Annotated in this window: 13 protein-coding genes and 1 other RNA gene; 12 read left to right on the top strand and 2 right to left on the bottom strand. The window is 63.5% G+C overall.

Annotation, left to right across the window (positions count from 1 at the left end):
* The first annotated feature begins 2 nt into the window (after positions 1 to 2).
* Positions 3 to 1,589, top strand: a complete 1,587-nt coding sequence (locus AFIDRAFT_RS01265) for a DHA2 family efflux MFS transporter permease subunit (protein WP_009337139.1) — start codon at positions 3 to 5, stop codon at positions 1,587 to 1,589.
* A gap of 63 nt (positions 1,590 to 1,652) precedes the next feature.
* Here the strand turns inward: AFIDRAFT_RS01265 and rnpB are convergent.
* Together rnpB and AFIDRAFT_RS01260 are read right to left on the bottom strand one after the other, a co-directional pair.
* An RNA gene (gene rnpB / locus AFIDRAFT_RS19115) (RNase P RNA component class A) lies at positions 1,653 to 2,077 on the bottom strand.
* Positions 2,078 to 2,173: 96 nt separating this feature from the next.
* Positions 2,174 to 2,947, bottom strand: a complete 774-nt coding sequence (locus tag AFIDRAFT_RS01260; RefSeq protein ID WP_009337137.1) for an N-acetylmuramoyl-L-alanine amidase — start codon at positions 2,945 to 2,947, stop codon at positions 2,174 to 2,176.
* 494 nt (positions 2,948 to 3,441) lie between these two features.
* Here AFIDRAFT_RS01260 and rsmH point away from each other — a divergent pair, with 494 nt between their 5' ends.
* The 11 genes from rsmH to murB all read left to right on the top strand — a co-directional run bounded on the left by rsmH (position 3,442) and on the right by murB (position 16,789).
* Positions 3,442 to 4,443, top strand: coding sequence for a 16S rRNA (cytosine(1402)-N(4))-methyltransferase RsmH (gene rsmH / locus AFIDRAFT_RS01255; protein ID WP_009337135.1), 1,002 nt, complete (start codon positions 3,442 to 3,444; stop codon positions 4,441 to 4,443).
* Complete coding sequence (gene ftsL, locus AFIDRAFT_RS01250) at positions 4,440 to 4,850, top strand: cell division protein FtsL (protein WP_009337133.1); 411 nt, start codon at positions 4,440 to 4,442, stop codon at positions 4,848 to 4,850. Before rsmH ends, ftsL begins: the two co-directional genes overlap by 4 nt.
* Positions 4,847 to 6,586, top strand: coding sequence for a peptidoglycan D,D-transpeptidase FtsI family protein (locus tag AFIDRAFT_RS01245; protein ID WP_009337130.1), 1,740 nt, complete (start codon positions 4,847 to 4,849; stop codon positions 6,584 to 6,586). Before ftsL ends, AFIDRAFT_RS01245 begins: the two co-directional genes overlap by 4 nt.
* Before the next feature lie 76 nt (positions 6,587 to 6,662).
* The gene (locus tag AFIDRAFT_RS01240) at positions 6,663 to 8,105 is read left to right on the top strand and encodes a UDP-N-acetylmuramoyl-L-alanyl-D-glutamate--2,6-diaminopimelate ligase (RefSeq protein WP_009337127.1); all 1,443 of its coding nucleotides are present in this window, start codon (positions 6,663 to 6,665) and stop codon (positions 8,103 to 8,105) included.
* Positions 8,102 to 9,538 carry a UDP-N-acetylmuramoylalanyl-D-glutamyl-2,6-diaminopimelate--D-alanyl-D-alanine ligase gene (locus AFIDRAFT_RS01235; protein WP_009337126.1) on the top strand — a complete coding sequence of 479 codons (1,437 nt, stop codon included), beginning with the start codon at positions 8,102 to 8,104 and terminating at the stop codon, positions 9,536 to 9,538. The genes AFIDRAFT_RS01240 and AFIDRAFT_RS01235 overlap by 4 nt, the downstream gene beginning before the upstream one ends.
* 9 nt (positions 9,539 to 9,547) lie before the next feature.
* Complete coding sequence (mraY, locus tag AFIDRAFT_RS01230) at positions 9,548 to 10,633, top strand: phospho-N-acetylmuramoyl-pentapeptide-transferase (RefSeq protein WP_009337124.1); 1,086 nt, start codon at positions 9,548 to 9,550, stop codon at positions 10,631 to 10,633.
* Between the two features lie 4 nt (positions 10,634 to 10,637).
* Positions 10,638 to 12,035, top strand: a complete 1,398-nt coding sequence (gene murD / locus AFIDRAFT_RS01225) for a UDP-N-acetylmuramoyl-L-alanine--D-glutamate ligase (protein WP_009337123.1) — start codon at positions 10,638 to 10,640, stop codon at positions 12,033 to 12,035.
* A gap of 79 nt (positions 12,036 to 12,114) precedes the next feature.
* The gene (gene ftsW / locus AFIDRAFT_RS01220; protein ID WP_009337122.1) at positions 12,115 to 13,266 is read left to right on the top strand and encodes a putative lipid II flippase FtsW; all 1,152 of its coding nucleotides are present in this window, start codon (positions 12,115 to 12,117) and stop codon (positions 13,264 to 13,266) included.
* Positions 13,267 to 13,288: 22 nt separating this feature from the next.
* Positions 13,289 to 14,392 carry an undecaprenyldiphospho-muramoylpentapeptide beta-N-acetylglucosaminyltransferase gene (murG, locus tag AFIDRAFT_RS01215; RefSeq protein ID WP_198007791.1) on the top strand — a complete coding sequence of 368 codons (1,104 nt, stop codon included), beginning with the start codon at positions 13,289 to 13,291 and terminating at the stop codon, positions 14,390 to 14,392.
* Positions 14,393 to 14,468: 76 nt separating this feature from the next.
* A complete protein-coding gene (gene murC, locus AFIDRAFT_RS01210) occupies positions 14,469 to 15,875 on the top strand; it encodes a UDP-N-acetylmuramate--L-alanine ligase (protein ID WP_009337120.1) in 1,407 nt (468 codons plus the stop codon).
* Complete coding sequence (gene murB / locus AFIDRAFT_RS01205; RefSeq protein WP_009337119.1) at positions 15,872 to 16,789, top strand: UDP-N-acetylmuramate dehydrogenase; 918 nt, start codon at positions 15,872 to 15,874, stop codon at positions 16,787 to 16,789. The genes murC and murB overlap by 4 nt, the downstream gene beginning before the upstream one ends.
* Positions 16,790 to 16,794: the final 5 nt, after the last annotated feature.

Below are 16,794 nucleotides of genomic sequence, written 5' to 3'. Positions count from 1 at the left end.
GCATGAGCGCAGCATCCGGCACCATAGGATCGATACCAGCCGCCACGCCTGCTTCGGAGAGCGTGGCGCCGCGCCGCATGATCGCGTTCCTGATCATGATCTTCGGCATGTTCATGTCGATCCTGGACATCCAGATCGTGTCGGCGTCACTGTCCGAAATTCAGGCCGGCCTGTCGGCGTCCGCGACCGAAGTATCGTGGGTGCAGACCGCGTATCTGATCGCGGAAGTGATCGCGATCCCGCTCTCGGGCTTCCTGTCGCGCGCATTCGGCACGAGGCTGTTGTTCGCGATCTCCGCGGCGGGCTTCACCATATCGAGCTTCATGTGCGGCCTGACCTCGACCATCGACGAGATGATCCTGTGGCGCGCGGTGCAGGGCTTTCTCGGCGCGGGCATGATCCCCACGGTGTTTGCTTCTGCCTACACCGTGTTTCCGCGCAGCAAGCTGTCGATCGTCACGCCCGCGATCGGCCTTGTCGCAACCCTTGCGCCGACGATCGGTCCTACGGTGGGCGGCTACATCACGGATGCCGCGTCGTGGCACTGGCTGTTCTTCATCAACGTGGTGCCGGGCATCCTTGTGACGCTCGGCGTGCTGGCGCTGGTCGATTTCGATCAGCCGAACTTCGCCTTGCTGGATCATTTCGACTGGTTCGGTTTCGCAGCGATGGCGGGCTTTCTCGGCTCGCTCGAATACGTCCTGGAAGAGGGGCCGCAATACCAGTGGTTCGAAGACGAGTCGGTCGCGATCATGGGCGTCGTCTGCGCCATCTCGACCGTGGCATTCTTCTATCGGGTGCTCACAGCGAAAGAGCCGATCGTCGACATCCGCGCCTTTACCGATCGTAATTTTGCGATCGGCAGCATCTTCTCTTTCTGCGTCGGTATCGGCCTTTATGGCATGACGTATATTTATCCGCGCTATCTTGCCGAGATACGCGGCTATAACCCGCTAATGATCGGCGAGACGATGTTCGTCTCCGGTCTTGCGATGTTCATGACGGCCCCGCTCGTCGGCCGCCTGATGAACAAGGTCGATCCGCGCTACATGATCGGCATCGGCCTGATCGTGTTCGCGATCAGTACGTGGCAGATGACGTGGATCACGTCGCAGTATGATTTCTATGAATTGTTGTGGCCGCAGATTTTCCGCGGGCTCGGCATCATGCTGGCGATGATCCCGGTCAACAACATCGCGCTCGGTACGCTGGCGCCGGAGCGGATGAAGAACGCCTCCGGACTGTTCAACCTGACCCGCAACATGGGTGGCGCAGTCGGGCTTGCGCTCATCAATACGGTTCTGAACGATCGCACCGATCTTCACATCTCCCGTCTTCATGACGTGGTGAATTGGGGTAACGCGAGCGCGGTCGAGATGCTGAATACGTTGACGCAGCGTTTTCAGGGGCAGGGCGATGCGCAGTTGATGGCATTGAAGGTGCTATGGCAGCGGGTGCATCAGCAGGCGGCTGTGATGGGATACGCGGACGCCTTCTATCTGCTGACAGTGTTTTATATCGGCCTCAGCCTGCTCGTTGTCGTGGTGAAGCGGCCGAAACCCGGGGCCGGAGCCGGCGCGGGGCATTGATGTGGTGAAGGGCCCGGTGCGGTTGCGCCGGACCCTTCATAGACCATCGCTTGTCGCGATGCGGATGTCAGCCAGCCTGTAAGCCGGGTTCTGTAGGGCCTGAATGGTTTGCACCACGCAGACGTGACGGCCATTCCTCTGGGACGTGGATTGCTCCGCGCCTCTAGCAACCTACCCGGATGGCGGGCTCGACATCGCCCCGCGGAGTTATCGCCCTGAGGCGAACTTTCCACTGTGCCATCCCTATTCGGTCTTGCTCCCGGTGGGGTTTGCCATGCCGTCGCCGTTGCCGGAAACGCGGTGCGCTCTTACCGCACCTTTTCACCCTTACCGCGCGCTCCTTGCGGAGGCGAGGCGGTTCGTTCTCTGTGGCACTTTCCCTGAAGTCGCCTTCGCCGGACGTTATCCGGCACCGTATGTCGATGGAGCCCGGACTTTCCTCCCTTGCGACCTTTCGATCCTGCAAGAGCGGCCGTCCGGCCGACTGACGCTGACCACATGGCGGTTTCGCTTCCCGGCGTCAAGCCGAGCGAGGGCTATCGCGATCCGACCGATGGGAGAGGTTAGGAGGTGCGAAGGCCAGATCAGGCGACTTTGGAGGCGTCTGGCAGGGTTTCGAGCAGGCTCGTGAGCGTCGTCAGCGTCGACTGGTCCGCGATGCCGTCGACCCGCTCGGGGCGGAAATGACGCTGGAATGCCGCCACCGCGTCCATCGTCACGCCGTCATACTGGCCGCTCGGCAGGACAGGGTAGCCGTAACGGACCAGTGCGCGCTGCAGCGCCATGATCTCGTCGCTGGTGGTTCCCAGAAACTTGCGGTCGCTATGCGTAAGCGGGGCAGGCTCGACCCAGTGCCCGACGCCGGAATCGGCCAGAAGCCGCCAGGGAAATTTCTCGCCCGGATCCTTCTTGCGCGCGGGGGCGACATCGGAGTGCGCCAGCACGCGATGCTTCGGCACTTTCCGCCGTAGCATGATGCCTTTGCACAGCGCGATCACCGCTGCGACCTGGCGTAAGGGAAAATCCGGATAGCCCAGATCGTGGCCGGGATTGACGATCTCAATGCCGATCGAGGCGGAATTGACGTCACTGTCGCCGTCCCATGACGATGTGCCGGCATGCCAGGCGCGGTGGGATTCCCGGACGCACTGGATGATGTTGCCGTCTTCCATCACGACATAATGCGCGGAGACTTCGGTGCCGGCGGTGCACAGGCGCTTCAGCGCGCTCGAAGCATCGGACATGCCCGTGTAATGCAGCACGATCATGTCGGGCTGGCGCCCGGCCTTGCGCTCATTGAAGTTCGGAGACGGTCGTACGTCGAAGACGACGGACGAATCCGGAGTAAAGCTCACCATGTCGTCTTGCGATCCGAGGGGGGATGCCAACCGTTCGCGGTGTGCGGCGAATCCAGCAGATGCGAACGACTCAAACGACATGTGACAACCAAACGAGGCAAGACCACGACGTACTCAACGGTACCGTCAGTATCGCGCTCCCGGAACGCGCGGCGCAATCAGCAGGTTCCCTTTATCCACATCCGGTCTGAATCGGTGGCCGGGCACTGATTGAGGGCCATCCCGGCGGTCATCAACCATTCCTTAACGATAATTACCGCTACTGAAGGGTGAAGAACCGCGCCCGATTTGTACCCAATCGCGGTTCCCCGGTGCGCTCGACCCATGGCAAGACTCTTGGCAGACCCTCGCCATACAGACGGAACTCCGCTCATGACGACAATTTGCCTGCGCGGGCTTCCGGCAGGCAAGCCATCGCGTGTGCGCATGGAAACGCGTGGTGGGCACGACTGTTATTATGGAGGAGCCAAAGGGTTCCGGGTGAGGAGTGCGGCATGAGCACAGCCTCTTCCCGCCATATCTCCGTTCTCGGCCGCGAGGCGGTGGAGTTTCTCGCACCGCACGCGGGCGGCATCTACGTCGACGCGACCTTCGGCGCGGGCGGCTACAGCAAACGTATTCTCGAAGTCGCCGGCACCCGCGTCATCGGCATCGACCGCGACCGCACCGCTGTGGCGGAGGCGTTCGATCTGGTCGAGCGCGCAGAGGGCCGCCTGACGGTGGTGCAGGACAGGTTTTCCAATCTCGCCGAGGTTTGCGCGGCGGAAGGGGCACCGCAGGTCGATGGCATCGTAATGGATATCGGCGTGTCGTCGATGCAGCTCGACCGGGCGGAGCGCGGCTTTTCGTTCCGCCATGACGGGGCACTCGACATGCGCATGGGGCAGGAGGGTGCGAGTGCCGCCGATGTGGTCGCGGTGGCCTCGGAGAAGGATCTCGCCAACATCATCTACATTTTCGGCGAGGAGCGGCACTCCCGCGCCGTGGCGCGCGCCATCGTCAAGGCGCGGCAGGACAATCCGATCGTCACCACCAAGGCGCTGGCCGACATCGTGTCGAGCGTCGTGCGGGCGCGCCCCAACGAGATTCATCCTGCGACCCGCACGTTTCAGGCGCTGCGGATTTTCATCAACGAAGAACTCGACGAATTGCAGACCGCGCTGCACGCCTCCGAGCGTGCGCTCAAGCCGGGCGGCAGGCTGGTGGTCGTGTCGTTCCACTCGCTGGAGGACCGCATCGTCAAGAATTTCCTCGCTAGCCGCGCGAAGCAGGGTGGCGGTTCGCGCCATCTGCCGGAGGTCGAGCAGATCGCGCCGAGCTTCGAGATCCTGACCAAGCGCCCCGTGGTGGCCAATGACAACGAGACGGCTGTCAATCCGCGCGCGCGTTCCGCCAAGCTGCGCGCGGCACAGCGCACCGCCAACCCCTCGCATCATGAAGACATGAGCTTTGACTGGCCGACCCTGCGTTCGGTGATGAAGGGGGGACGGTCTTGAGGATCATCCATTTCCTTGTCATCTGCGCGCTGGTGATCTCGGCGGCCTATGTCTATCGCATCAAGATGGACTCGACGGTGCGCACCGAGCGCGTGTTGCGGCTGCGTGCCGATATTCGCGAGGAGCGCAATAAGATTGCGGCGTTGCGTGCGGAATGGGCCAAGCTGTCCTCGCCCGCGCGGTTGCAGGGGCTGGTGGAGCGCCATCTCCAGCTTCGGCCGATCGATGCCAACCAGTTTGACTCCCTGAAGAACCTGCCGTCGCGACCGCCGAGCTACATCAAGCCGAACGACCCCGATCCGATCGGTGCGATGATCGATGTCGTCAGCCCGGATGAAGCGACTGGCTCGATTCCTGCGCCTGCACCGGCGCCATCTTCATCCGCAGTCACGGGAGGCGCGCAATGAGCGACGGCGTTTCCGTGACCCCGGCTGAGCCGCTGCGTCAGCGGCTGATCCGTAAGTTGCTGTATGGCAATGTCGACCGCGCCGCCAAGGCGCGCGCGCGCGTCGGGCTTGCGATGCTGGCGTTCTCGGCGGTCTTTGCGGTCATCGCGCTGCGGCTCGTGATGTACGGGGTGATGGGTGATACCCATAACGGGCGCCGTGGCGGTGCGCAGGACGCGGTCGCGACCGCGCGACCCGATATTCTGGATCGCAACGGCGAAATCCTCGCGACGGACATCAAAGCGGCCTCGCTTTATGCCGAACCGCGCAAGCTCATCGACAAGGATGAGGCGATCGAGCTTCTGACGGCGACGCTGCCCGATCTCGATCCCGGCGAAGTGCGCGACCGGCTGTCGTCTCGCAAGGGCTTCGTCTGGCTCAAGCGCGAACTGACGCCGAAGCAGCAGCGCGACGTGTTCAAGCTCGGCCTGCCGGGCGTGGGCTTCCTGCGCGAGAACAAGCGCGTCTACCCGACCGGCCGCGACGTCTCTCACCTGATCGGTCTCGTCAATATCGACAATCAGGGCATCGCCGGCATGGAGAAGTGGCTCGACGGCAACGGCCTCGCCGATCTGCATCGGGCGGGCTTCGCCACCGACCGCCAGCAGGAACCGATCGAGCTGGCCGTCGATCTGCGTGTCGAGCACGCGCTGCGCGACGAATTGGTGAAGGCCAAGGAGAAATTCCACGCCAAGGCGGCGTCCGGCATCGTCAGCAACGTCCATACCGGCGAAATCGTCGCGATGGTGTCGCTGCCCGATTTCGATCCGAACAACCCGAAGGAAGCCAACGATCCCGACCGCATCAACCGCCTGACCACCGGCGTCTATGAAATGGGTTCGACCTTCAAGGCGTTCACGCTGGCGATGGCGCTGGATTCCGGCAAGACCACGCTGAATTCGATGTGGGATGTGCGCACGCCGCTGCAATATGGCCGCTTCCGGATTCACGACGATCACCCGCTCGGCCGCGCGATCAACACCAAGGAGGTCTTTACCTATTCCTCCAACATCGGTGCGGCGCGCATTGCTCTGTCGCAGGGCATCGAGGCGCACAAGGCGTTTCTTGCCAAAATGGGGCAGTTGACGCGGCTGCGTACCGAACTGCCGGAAAGCGCCTCGCCGATCCTGCCGCGGCACTGGGGTGAACTGAACACCGTGACCATTGCCTTCGGACACGGCATCGCGGTGGCGCCCTTGCAGGCGGTGATGGGCATCGACGCGCTGGTGAATGGGGGCTACCTCATTCCGCCGACCTTCCTCAAGCGCAGCGAGGCGGATGCGATGAAACTCGCTAAGCGCGTCATCAAGCCGGAAACCAGCGACAAGATGCGTTTCCTGATGCGGCTGAATGCCGAGGTCGGAACCGCCCGCAAGGCAGACGTGCCGGGCTATTATATCGGCGGCAAGACCGGCACCGCCGAGAAGGTCATCAACGGCCGCTATGCCAAGAAGAAGGTGCTGAACGCCTTCACGGCGATCATGCCCGCCGATAATCCGCAATATCAGTTGCTTGTCATGCTGGATGAGCCGCAGGCGCTGCCGGAAACCCATGGGTTCATCACTTCGGGCTGGAACGCCGTGCCGACCGGTGGCAAGGTGATCGCGCGGATCGCGCCGCTTCTGGGGATCAAACCGCGCTTCGATTTGCCGCCGTCCGAGCGCCTTATTCTTGCGACATCGAGGGAGAATCGGTAAGCGCAACGGGTTGCCGCCCGCCTTCGGCTAGGGAAGTGGATTTGGACATCCGCGACCCTCGGACCACCAGGACCCCATGAATCTACGCGAACTTTTCAGCGGTGATGCCACTTTCGACCCGCAAACGAGTGAGCTTGCGGTGGCGGGACTTGCCGTGGACAGCCGTGCGGTGAAACCGGGCGACGTGTTCTTTGCGCTTGGCGGCAGCAAGACCGATGGCGCACGCTTCATCGGCGCGGCCATTGAGGCGGGCGCCGTGGCGGTCGTCGCGGATCACGCTCATTCCGTCTCTGTGCCTGTCATCGTCACGTCGAATCCGCGCCGGGCGCTGGCGCTTGCCGCCGCCGCCTTCTATCCGCGCCAGCCGCAGACCATCGCCGCCGTCACCGGCACCAGCGGCAAGACCTCGGTCGCGGCGTTCACGCGGCAATTGTGGGACAGTCTCGGTTATGACGCGGCGAGTCTGGGCACCATCGGCATCGTCTCGCGTCACCGTAACGTCTACGGCTCCCTGACGACGCCAGATCCCGTCGCGCTGCATCGTGCGCTCGATGAACTGGCGGGCGATGGCGTAACGCATCTCGCGCTGGAAGCATCCTCGCATGGCCTCGACCAGCACCGGCTCGATGGCGTGCGGATCGCGGCGGCGGCTTTCACCAATCTCTCGCGCGACCACATGGATTATCATCCGACCGTCGAACATTATCTCGCGGCCAAGCTGCGGCTGTTCACCGACCTTGCGCCCGAAGGCGCGCCCGCGGTGATCGCCGCCGATCATGAGCATTCCGCCGCGGTGATCGCCGCGGCCCGTGCGCGCAAGCTGGATGTCATCACGATTGGACGGAAGGGTGAGGGCATTCGGCTTGTCGATGCCACGATTGACGGGTTCGGGCAGAAGATGACGATCCAACATCGCGGGCAGACCCATCGGTTGCGCCTGCCGCTGGTCGGCGAATTCCAGATCGAGAACGCGCTGGTTGCAGCAGGTCTTGTGATCGCCACGGGGGGCGATGCGACGAAAACATTTTCAGCGCTGGAACAACTCGAAGGCGCCAAGGGGCGTCTCGAACTGATCGGCGATTGCCGCGGCGCGCCGGTGTTTGTCGATTACGCGCACAAGCCTGATGCGCTGATGAAGGCGCTCGAGGCGCTGCGGCCTTACGCGAAGGGGCGACTGGTCGTGGTGTTCGGCGCGGGCGGCGACCGCGATGCGGGCAAGCGGCCTCTGATGGGCGCCATCGCCATGCGGTACGCCGATGCGGTGATCGTTACCGACGACAACCCGCGCAGCGAAAGGCCTGCCACGATCCGCGCAGAAATTCTGGCGGCGGCAAAAGGGGCAAAAGAAATTGGCGACCGGGCGGAAGCGATCCGTTCCGCTGTGGCCTCCCTTCAACCCGGCGATGTGCTCCTGATCGCGGGCAAGGGTCATGAGACTGGGCAAATCGTCGGAGATAAAGTGTTGCCGTTCAGCGATCACGAGGCCGCATCGGCCGCGCTTGCGGAGCATGCCGCATGACCGGACAGCTCTGGACGATCGCCGCGATGGCGGAAGCGATGAGCGCGGAACGCGTCGGCGCGTTGCCCGAAGGCGTGACCGGCATCTCCATCGACAGCCGCACCATCGCGCCGGGCGAGGCGTATTTCGCGATCAAGGGTGACGTGCACGACGGCCACGCCTTTGTCGAGGCGGCGCTGAAGAACGGCGGCGGTGTCGCCGTGATCGCGCAGTCGCATCGCGCAGAATTCCCCGATGATCTGCCGCTGTTGGTGGTGCCGGACGTGCTCGCGGGTCTTGTCGATCTCGCAAAAGCCTCGCGCGCGCGCGCGCATGCGAAAATCATCGCGGTGACGGGATCGGTCGGCAAGACCTCGACCAAGGAGGCGCTGCGTACGGTGTTGCAGGCGCAGGGCAAGACCCATGCATCGGCGGCGTCCTTCAACAATCACTGGGGCGTGCCGCTGTCGCTCGCGCGCTGCCCTTCGAGTGCGCGGTTCGCGATCTTCGAGATCGGCATGAACCATGCGGGCGAGATCGAACCGCTGGTGAAACTGGTGCGTCCGCATCTGGCGATCATCACCACGGTGGAGCCGGTGCATCTCGAATTCTTCTCCGGCATCGAGGCGATTGCCGATGCCAAGGCGGAAATCTTCACCGGGCTCGAGCCGGATGGCGCGGCGATCCTCAATATCGACAATTCGCAGTTCGCGCGCCTGCGGGACAAAGCGAAGGCTAGTGGCGTCTCCCGTATCGTGACGTTCGGGGAGAATGCGAAGGCGGATGCGCGCCTGCTTGACGTCGCGCTGCATGGCGAATGCTCCGCCGTCCATGCCGACCTGCTCCATCATGATGTGACGTACAAGGTTGGTGTGCCGGGGCGGCACATGGCGATGAATTCGCTCGCGGTACTTGCGGCAACGACATTGGCGGGAGCCGACCTCGCGCTGTCGGCGCTGGCGCTCGCGGAATTTCGGCCCGCCGCGGGGCGGGGCGTCCGCCAGATGCTCGAACTTCCGGGCGGAGCGGTGACGCTGATCGACGAAAGCTATAATGCCAATCCGGCTTCCATGACGGCGGCCATGAACGTGCTGGGCCAGACCGCGATCGGCCCGCGGGGCCGCCGTATCGCGGTTCTGGGCGATATGCTCGAGCTTGGCCCGAAGGGGCGGGAGCTTCATGGCGGTCTGGCCGCCTCGGTTGCGGCCAATAAAATCGATCTGGTATTTTGTTGCGGTCCTTTAATGCGTGCGTTGTGGGATGCCCTTCCCTCGGCGAAGAAGGGGGGCTATGCCGAAGACTCGGCAAAGCTGGAATCACAGCTCGTCGCGGGAATTCGCGCGGGCGATGCGATCATGGTCAAGGGATCGCTCGGCTCGCGCATGAAATTGATTGTAACCGCGCTTGAGAAGAATTTTCCGAGCGGCGCGGATGCGGACGATCTCACGGTATAGGCGGTTTGCATGTTTTATTGGTTGACCGATCTCGCAGGTACGATTCCGGGCATCAACGTCTTTCGCTACATCACCTTCCGCACCGGCGGCGCGATGGTGACGGGTGCGTTGTTCGTGTTCATGTTTGGACCCTGGATCATCGACCATCTGCGACTCGCGCAAGGCAAGGGCCAGCCGATCCGCGCTGATGGGCCGCCGACGCATCTCGTCACCAAGAAGGGCACGCCCACCATGGGCGGGCTGATGATCCTGTCCGGCCTCGTGGTGGCGACGCTGTTGTGGGCCAACCTGCGCAACCCCTATGTGTGGGTCGTGCTGATGGTCACGCTCGGTTTCGGTTTCGTCGGCTTCTATGACGACTATCTGAAAGTCACCAAGCAGACCCATGCCGGATTCTCGGGAAAGTCGCGGCTCGCGGTCGAGGGGCTGATCGCGCTGCTTGCCTGTGCGGCGATTGTCTGGTCGGCGCGCGATTCTGCCGTGACTCAACTCGGCATTCCCTTCGTCAAGGATTTTGCCATCAACCTCGGCTGGTTCTACGTGATCTTCGGCGGCTTTATCATCGTCGGCGCGGGCAATGCGGTGAACCTGACCGACGGCCTCGACGGCTTGGCCATCGTCCCGGTGATGATCGCCGCCGCGAGCTTCGGCATGATCTCCTATCTCGTCGGCAACGCGGTGTTCTCCGAATATCTGCAGATCCGCTACGTCGCGGGCACCGGCGAACTTGCGGTGCTGTGCGGCGCAGTGCTCGGCGCTGGCCTTGGCTTTCTGTGGTTCAATGCGCCGCCCGCTTCGATCTTCATGGGCGACACCGGCTCGCTCGCGCTGGGCGGCATGATCGGCAGCATCGCGGTTGCGGTGAAGCACGAGATCGTGCTGGCGGTGATCGGCGGGCTGTTCGTGTTCGAGGCGCTGTCGGTGATCGTGCAGGTCGCGTCCTTCAAGCTGACCGGCAAGCGCATCTTCCGCATGGCGCCGATCCATCATCATTACGAACAGAAGGGCTGGACCGAACCGCAGATCGTGATCCGCTTCTGGATCATCGCGGTGATGCTGGCGCTCGCCGGTTTGTCGACACTGAAATTGCGGTGAGCCTATGATTCCCGTCACCTGTTTCGAAGGACAGACCGTCGCCGTATTCGGTCTCGGTGGCTCTGGTCTGGCCAGTTGCCATGCACTGAAAGCGGGCGGCGCGGAAGTCATCGCCGGCGATGACAGCGCCGAGCGGTTGGCGCAGGCCGCGAAGGCGGGTTTCATCACCGCCGACCTGCGTACCGTGTCGTGGGAGAATTTCGCGGCGCTTATTCTTACGCCGGGCGTGCCGCTGACCCATCCGGCGCCGCACTGGAGCGTCGAGATGGCGCACAAGGCTGGCATCGAAGTCATCGGCGATGTCGAGTTGTTCTGCCGCGAGCGGCGGCGGCATGCGCCGAGCGCGCCGTTCGTCGCCATCACCGGCACCAATGGCAAGTCCACCACCACCGCACTGACCGCGCATCTGATGCGTCAGGCAGGCTTCGATGTGCAGATGGGCGGCAATATCGGTACCGCCATCCTGTCGCTGGAGCCGCCTGCCGCGCGGCGCGTGCACGTCATCGAGATGTCGTCCTACCAGATCGATCTGACACCATCGCTCGATCCCAGCGTCGGCATTCTGCTCAATGTCACGGAAGATCACATCGATCGTCATGGCAGCATCGAGAATTATGCCGAGGTGAAGGAGCGCCTTGTGGTCGGCGTGCAGCGTGGCGGCACGGCGATCGTTGGCGTCGACGACGATTTCAGCGCCAAGGCGGCGCGCAATGCGGAACTGGCGGGCAAGCATGTCGTCACGGTTTCGGTGCAGCGCCGGCTGGACAATGGCGTGTTTCTCGAAGGCGAAACCATCGTGCGCGGCGCGGCTGGCGGCACTGCGAAGCTGGTTGATCTGCGCGGCATCGGTTCGCTACGCGGCCGTCACAACGCACAAAACGCGGCTTGTGCCGCGAGCGCGGCACTTGCGCTCGGTGTGCCGTTCGACGTGGTGCAGCGGGGCCTGCGCAGCTTTCCGGGGCTGGCGCATCGGATGGAGCAGGTCGGGCGCAAGGGTGAGGTGCTGTTCGTCAACGACTCCAAGGGCACCAATGCCGATGCGGCGGGCCGCGCGCTGTCGTCCTTCAGCGATATCTACTGGATCGCGGGCGGCAAGCCGAAAAGCGGCGGCATTGAATCGTTGCGTGAGTTCTTCCCGCGCATCCGCAAGGCTTATCTGATCGGCGAGGCGGCGGAGGAGTTCTCCAAGACCCTCGAAGGTGTGCCGCAGGAAATGTCCGGCACGCTCGACGTCGCCGTGCCGCATGCGGCGCGTGACGCGGAGGCGGCGGGCGGGCAGGCCGTGGTGCTGCTGTCGCCGGCTTGCGCCTCGTTCGACCAGTTCCCGAATTTCGAGGTGCGGGGCGATCATTTCCGCAAGCTGGTGATGGCGCTTCCGGGCGTCGCGCCGGTGAAGCCGTAAAAGTTTTTTACATCTCGTTAACTCTCCCGAAACCATGATCGGCGACCAATGGCGGATAGCCGCCTGAAGGACCGCCGCCATGATGTCACGCGAACAACGCACGCCGCTGAGCGAGTGGTGGTGGACCGTCGACAAGCTCCTGCTTGCGGCGATCATGGCGTTGATCCTGGCGGGCGTGATCCTGTCGCTGGCGGCGAGCCCGCCGGTCGCGACCCGCATCGGGCTCGATCCGTTTCATTTCTTCAATCGCCACGTGCTGTTTCTGGTGCCATCGATCATCGTGATGATCGGGACATCGTTTTTGTCGCCAAAGCATGTTCGCCGCAGCGCCCTGATTGTGCTGGCGATCAGCATGGCGCTGATTGTGGCGACGCTTCTGTTCGGCCCGGAGGTGAAGGGTGCAAGACGCTGGATCACCATCATCGGCGTCAACATTCAGGCCTCGGAAGCCGCCAAGCCCGCGTTCGTCGTGGTGGTGTCGTGGCTGTTCGCGGAATCGACGCGGCGTCCGGAAATGCCCGCGACCTCGATGGCGCTTGTTCTCCTCGGCATGCTGATCACGTTGCTGGTGCTTGAGCCGGATTTCGGCCAGACCATGTTGATGCTCACCGTCTGGGGTGCGCTGTTCTTCATCGCGGGCATGCGAATGGTGTGGGTGTTCGGCCTCGCGGGCGTATCGGCGGTCGGGCTGTTCACGGCCTATCTCACGGTGCCGCATGTGGCGGCGCGTATTCAGCGATTCATGAACCCAGCGTCTGGCGACACTTTCCAGGTCGATCTCGCCGCCGATTCTTTCATGCGGGGCGGATGGTTCGGGCAGGGGCCGGGCGAGGGCACCGTGAAACGGTTGCTGCCTGACAGCCACACCGATTTTGTGTTTGCGGTCGGTGCGGAAGAATTCGGCATCGTGCTGTGCCTCGCGCTGCTCGCGCTGTTCGCCTTCATCGTGCTGCGCTCGCTGTCACGCGCCTATGCGAGCGAGGACCTGTTCACGCGCTTTGCGGCCTCCGGCCTCGCCATCATGTTCGGCACTCAGGCCTGCATCAACATGGCGGTGAACCTGCACCTGATGCCCGCCAAGGGTATGACGTTGCCGTTCATCTCCTATGGCGGTTCGTCGATGGTATCGCTGGCCTACGGCATCGGCATGCTGCTGGCGCTGACGCGGCAGCGGCCGAGCGTCGAAATGGATTCAATGGGTGCTGCCAACGCGGCGCGCGCCTACGCCTGAGCGCACGATATGATATGATGGTGTGATGACGGACGCTCCCCTCGTATTGTTGGCGGCTGGCGGTACCGGCGGACACCTGTTTCCTGCCGAGGCGCTTGGCGCTGTGCTGATGAAGCGCGGCTATCGCGTGCGGCTCGTCACCGACGACCGCGCCGTGCGCTACAGTGGCCTGTTTTCCAACGACATGATCGACGTGGTGCCAAGCGAAACCGTGCGCGGCCGTAATCCGCTGTCGCTGGCGCGCACCGCGGCGATGCTGTCGTCAGGTGCCGCCAAGGCGGTGCTGTTGATTCGCAGGTTGAAACCTGCCGTGGTGGTCGGCTTCGGCGGCTACCCGACGCTGCCGCCGTTAATGGCGGCCAAGCTGCTCGGCGTGCCCTCCCTCATTCACGATTCCAACGCGGTGCTCGGCCGCGCCAATCGGCTGTTATCGTCGCGCGTCAATGCGATTGCGACCTCGCTGCCGGGCGTGCTGGATCGCGATCCTGCGCTCGCGTCCAAAGCGACGACTACCGGCACGCCGATGCGCTCGAATATTCTGGCCGCGGCTGCTGTTCCGTTCAAGGCACCGGAGGCGGCGGGGCCGTTCCGTCTGCTGGTGGTCGGTGGGAGCCAGGGTGCGCGCGTGATGTCGGATATCGTGCCCGGAGCCATCGAACAATTGGAGCCTGCGCTGTGGAACAGGCTGTCGCTGATCCAGCAGGTACGCGAGGAAGACATGCCGCGCGTTCGCGCGATTTATGAGCGCCTCAAGGTTCATGCTGAACTGGCGCCGTTCTTCAGCGATCTTCCGGCGCGGCTTGCTGCGAGCCATCTTGTCGTGTCGCGCTCGGGCGCGGGCACCGTGGCTGAACTCGCTGCCATCGGGCGGCCTTCGATCCTGGTGCCGCTGCCGGGCGCCATCGATCAGGACCAGTTCGCCAATGCGGGCGTGCTGGTGGATGCGGGCGGCGCGATCCGGATTCCGCAATCCGAATTCACGCCGCATCGGCTGGCATCTGAGATTTCCGCCTTGGCGGCCGAGCCGCAGCGGCTCGCGGACATGGCCGCGAATGCCCGCAAGGCGGGGAGGCTCGATGCCGCCGACCGGCTGGCCGATCTGGTCGTGAAAGTCGCCGGAATCTAACGTCTTGAGACTGATTTAGCCCTTGTCAGGGACCGCCGAAGCGAGGCATCCAATAGGGCATGACAAGGATATTTGCATGAGACTGCCGCGCGAAATCGGACCCATTCACTTCGTCGGTATCGGCGGTATCGGCATGAGTGGCATCGCCGAGGTGCTGTGCAATCTCGGTTACACCGTGCAGGGGTCGGACGTTGCCGAGAACGCCAATGTCGTGCGGTTGCGCGACAAGGGCATCAAGGTTTCGGTCGGCCACAAGGCGGAGAACGTCAGCGGTGCCGATGTGCTGGTCGTCTCCACCGCGATCAAGCGTGACAATCCGGAGCTGATGGCGGCGCGCGCGCAGCGTATTCCTGTCGTGCGCCGGGCGGAAATGCTCGCCGAACTGATGCGGCTGAAAAGCTGCATCGCCATCGCCGGAACCCACGGCAAGACCACCACGACCTCGATGGTTGCGACGCTGCTCGATGCGGGTGCCCTCGACCCGACCGTCATCAACGGCGGCATCATCAATGCTTACGGCACCAACGCGCGACTCGGCGCAGGCGACTGGATGGTGGTCGAGGCGGACGAGAGCGACGGCACCTTCCTGAAGCTGCCCGTCGATGTCGCCATTGTCACCAATGTCGACCCCGAGCATCTCGATCATTTCAAGACGTTCGAGGCGGTGCAGGAAGCGTTCCGGCATTTCGTGGAAGGCGTGCCATTCTACGGTTTCGCGGTGATGTGCATCGATCACGCCGTGGTGCAGGCGCTGGTCGGCAAGATCGAGGATCGCCGCATCATCACCTACGGCGAGAACCCGCAGGCCGATGCGCGGCTGGTCGATCTGCAGCCGTTCACGGGCGGCTCGAAGTTCAAGGTTGAGATTCGCCATCGTAAGGCGGGTGCGGCGCATGTCATTTCCGATCTCGTGTTGCCGATGCCGGGTCGCCACAATGCGCTCAATGCGACGGCCGCGATTGCGGTCGCGTATGAGGTCGGCATGTCGGATGAGGCCATCCGCAAGGCGCTGGCGGGCTTCGGCGGCGTCAAGCGGCGTTTCACGCGCACCGGCGAATGGAACGGCGTCACCGTCATCGACGATTACGGCCATCATCCGGTTGAGATCGCGGCGGTGCTGAAGGCAGCGCGTGATTCGACCAAGGGCAGGGTGATCGCGGTGGTGCAGCCGCATCGTTACACCCGGCTGCAATCGCTGTTCGAGGAATTCTGCACCTGCTTCAATGACGCCGATACCGTGGTGGTGGCCGACGTCTATCCCGCGGGCGAAGCGCCGATCCCCGGCATCGATCGCGATTCCTTCGTCCTCGGTCTGCGTGCGCACGGCCACCGCGAGGTGATCCCGCTGGAAGGCGCCTCGCAACTGGCCTCCATCGTCCGCCGCATCGCGCAGCCGGGCGATTTCGTCGTCTGTCTTGGTGCAGGCAGCATCTCGCAATGGGCCTATGCGCTGCCGGGCGAATTGAAGGCGCTCGACAAGTGAATTTTCCCGATATTAGCGCCGACCTGAAAGCCGCGATGCCGCAATTGCGCGGGCGGGTGCTTGCGAATGAGCTACTGGGGCCGCTGACATGGTTTCGCGTCGGCGGTCCGGCGCAGATTCTGTTCACGCCCGCCGACGAGGATGATCTCGCTTATTTCCTGAAGCATCTTCCGACAGACATTCCGGTCTACGTCATCGGTGTCGGCTCGAACCTGATCGTCCGTGACGGCGGCGTGGAGGGTGTCGTCATCCGTCTGTCACCGCGCGGCTTCGGTTCGGTGGTGGCAGAGGGCGATACGGTGCGCGCGGGCACGGCGGCGCTCGACAAGCGCGTGGCGGAGGCTGCTGCTGCCGCCAACATCGGTGGTCTTGAGTTTTATTTCGGCATTCCGGGTTCGATCGGTGGCGCGTTGCGCATGAACGCGGGCGCCAATGGCGGCGAGACCAAGGATGTCTTGGTTGAAGCCCGTGGCGTTACGCGCAATGGCGACAAGGTGACGTTCAGCAACGCGGAGATGAAGTTCGTCTATCGCAGCCATGGCGTCGATCCGTCGATCATCTTCACCTCGGCGCTGTATCGCGGCGTCGTGACGGAGACTGAGAAAATCCGCGCGCGTATGAACGAGGTGCAGCAGCATCGCGAAACCGCGCAGCCGATCCGCGAGAAGACCGGCGGCTCGACCTTCAAGAATCCGCCCGGCCACAGTTCATGGAAGCTGATCGATGCGGCGGGCCTGCGCGGCTTTCGGGTCGGCGGCGCGCAGGTGTCGGAGATGCACTGTAATTTCCTCATCAACACCGGCGATGCCACAGCTCATGACATCGAGACGCTGGGCGAGACGGTGCGCGAGCGCGTCAAGGCGCAGTCCGGCATCGAGCTGCACTGGGAAATCAAGCGGATCGGCGTTCCGTAGTTTTT

Origin of the sequence: Afipia sp. 1NLS2 (assembly GCF_000178995.1) — a bacterium.
Classification (GTDB): domain Bacteria; phylum Pseudomonadota; class Alphaproteobacteria; order Rhizobiales; family Xanthobacteraceae; genus Afipia.
The sequence above is the reverse complement of the archived record's forward strand: the minus strand, read 5'-3'. Positions and strand labels throughout refer to the sequence as shown.

What these genes read in the sequence shown, in the direction of transcription:
- AFIDRAFT_RS01265 (WP_009337139.1), top strand. Translation starts at nt 3, where the DNA reads ATGAGCGCAGCATCCGGCACCATAGGATCGATACCAGCCGCCACGCCT.
- AFIDRAFT_RS01260 (WP_009337137.1), bottom strand. Translation starts at nt 2,947, where the DNA reads ATGGTGAGCTTTACTCCGGATTCGTCCGTCGTCTTCGACGTACGACCG.
- rsmH (WP_009337135.1), top strand. Translation starts at nt 3,442, where the DNA reads ATGAGCACAGCCTCTTCCCGCCATATCTCCGTTCTCGGCCGCGAGGCG.
- AFIDRAFT_RS01245 (WP_009337130.1), top strand. Translation starts at nt 4,847, where the DNA reads ATGAGCGACGGCGTTTCCGTGACCCCGGCTGAGCCGCTGCGTCAGCGG.
- AFIDRAFT_RS01240 (WP_009337127.1), top strand. Translation starts at nt 6,663, where the DNA reads ATGAATCTACGCGAACTTTTCAGCGGTGATGCCACTTTCGACCCGCAA.
- AFIDRAFT_RS01235 (WP_009337126.1), top strand. Translation starts at nt 8,102, where the DNA reads ATGACCGGACAGCTCTGGACGATCGCCGCGATGGCGGAAGCGATGAGC.
- mraY (WP_009337124.1), top strand. Translation starts at nt 9,548, where the DNA reads ATGTTTTATTGGTTGACCGATCTCGCAGGTACGATTCCGGGCATCAAC.
- murD (WP_009337123.1), top strand. Translation starts at nt 10,638, where the DNA reads ATGATTCCCGTCACCTGTTTCGAAGGACAGACCGTCGCCGTATTCGGT.
- ftsW (WP_009337122.1), top strand. Translation starts at nt 12,115, where the DNA reads ATGATGTCACGCGAACAACGCACGCCGCTGAGCGAGTGGTGGTGGACC.
- murC (WP_009337120.1), top strand. Translation starts at nt 14,469, where the DNA reads ATGAGACTGCCGCGCGAAATCGGACCCATTCACTTCGTCGGTATCGGC.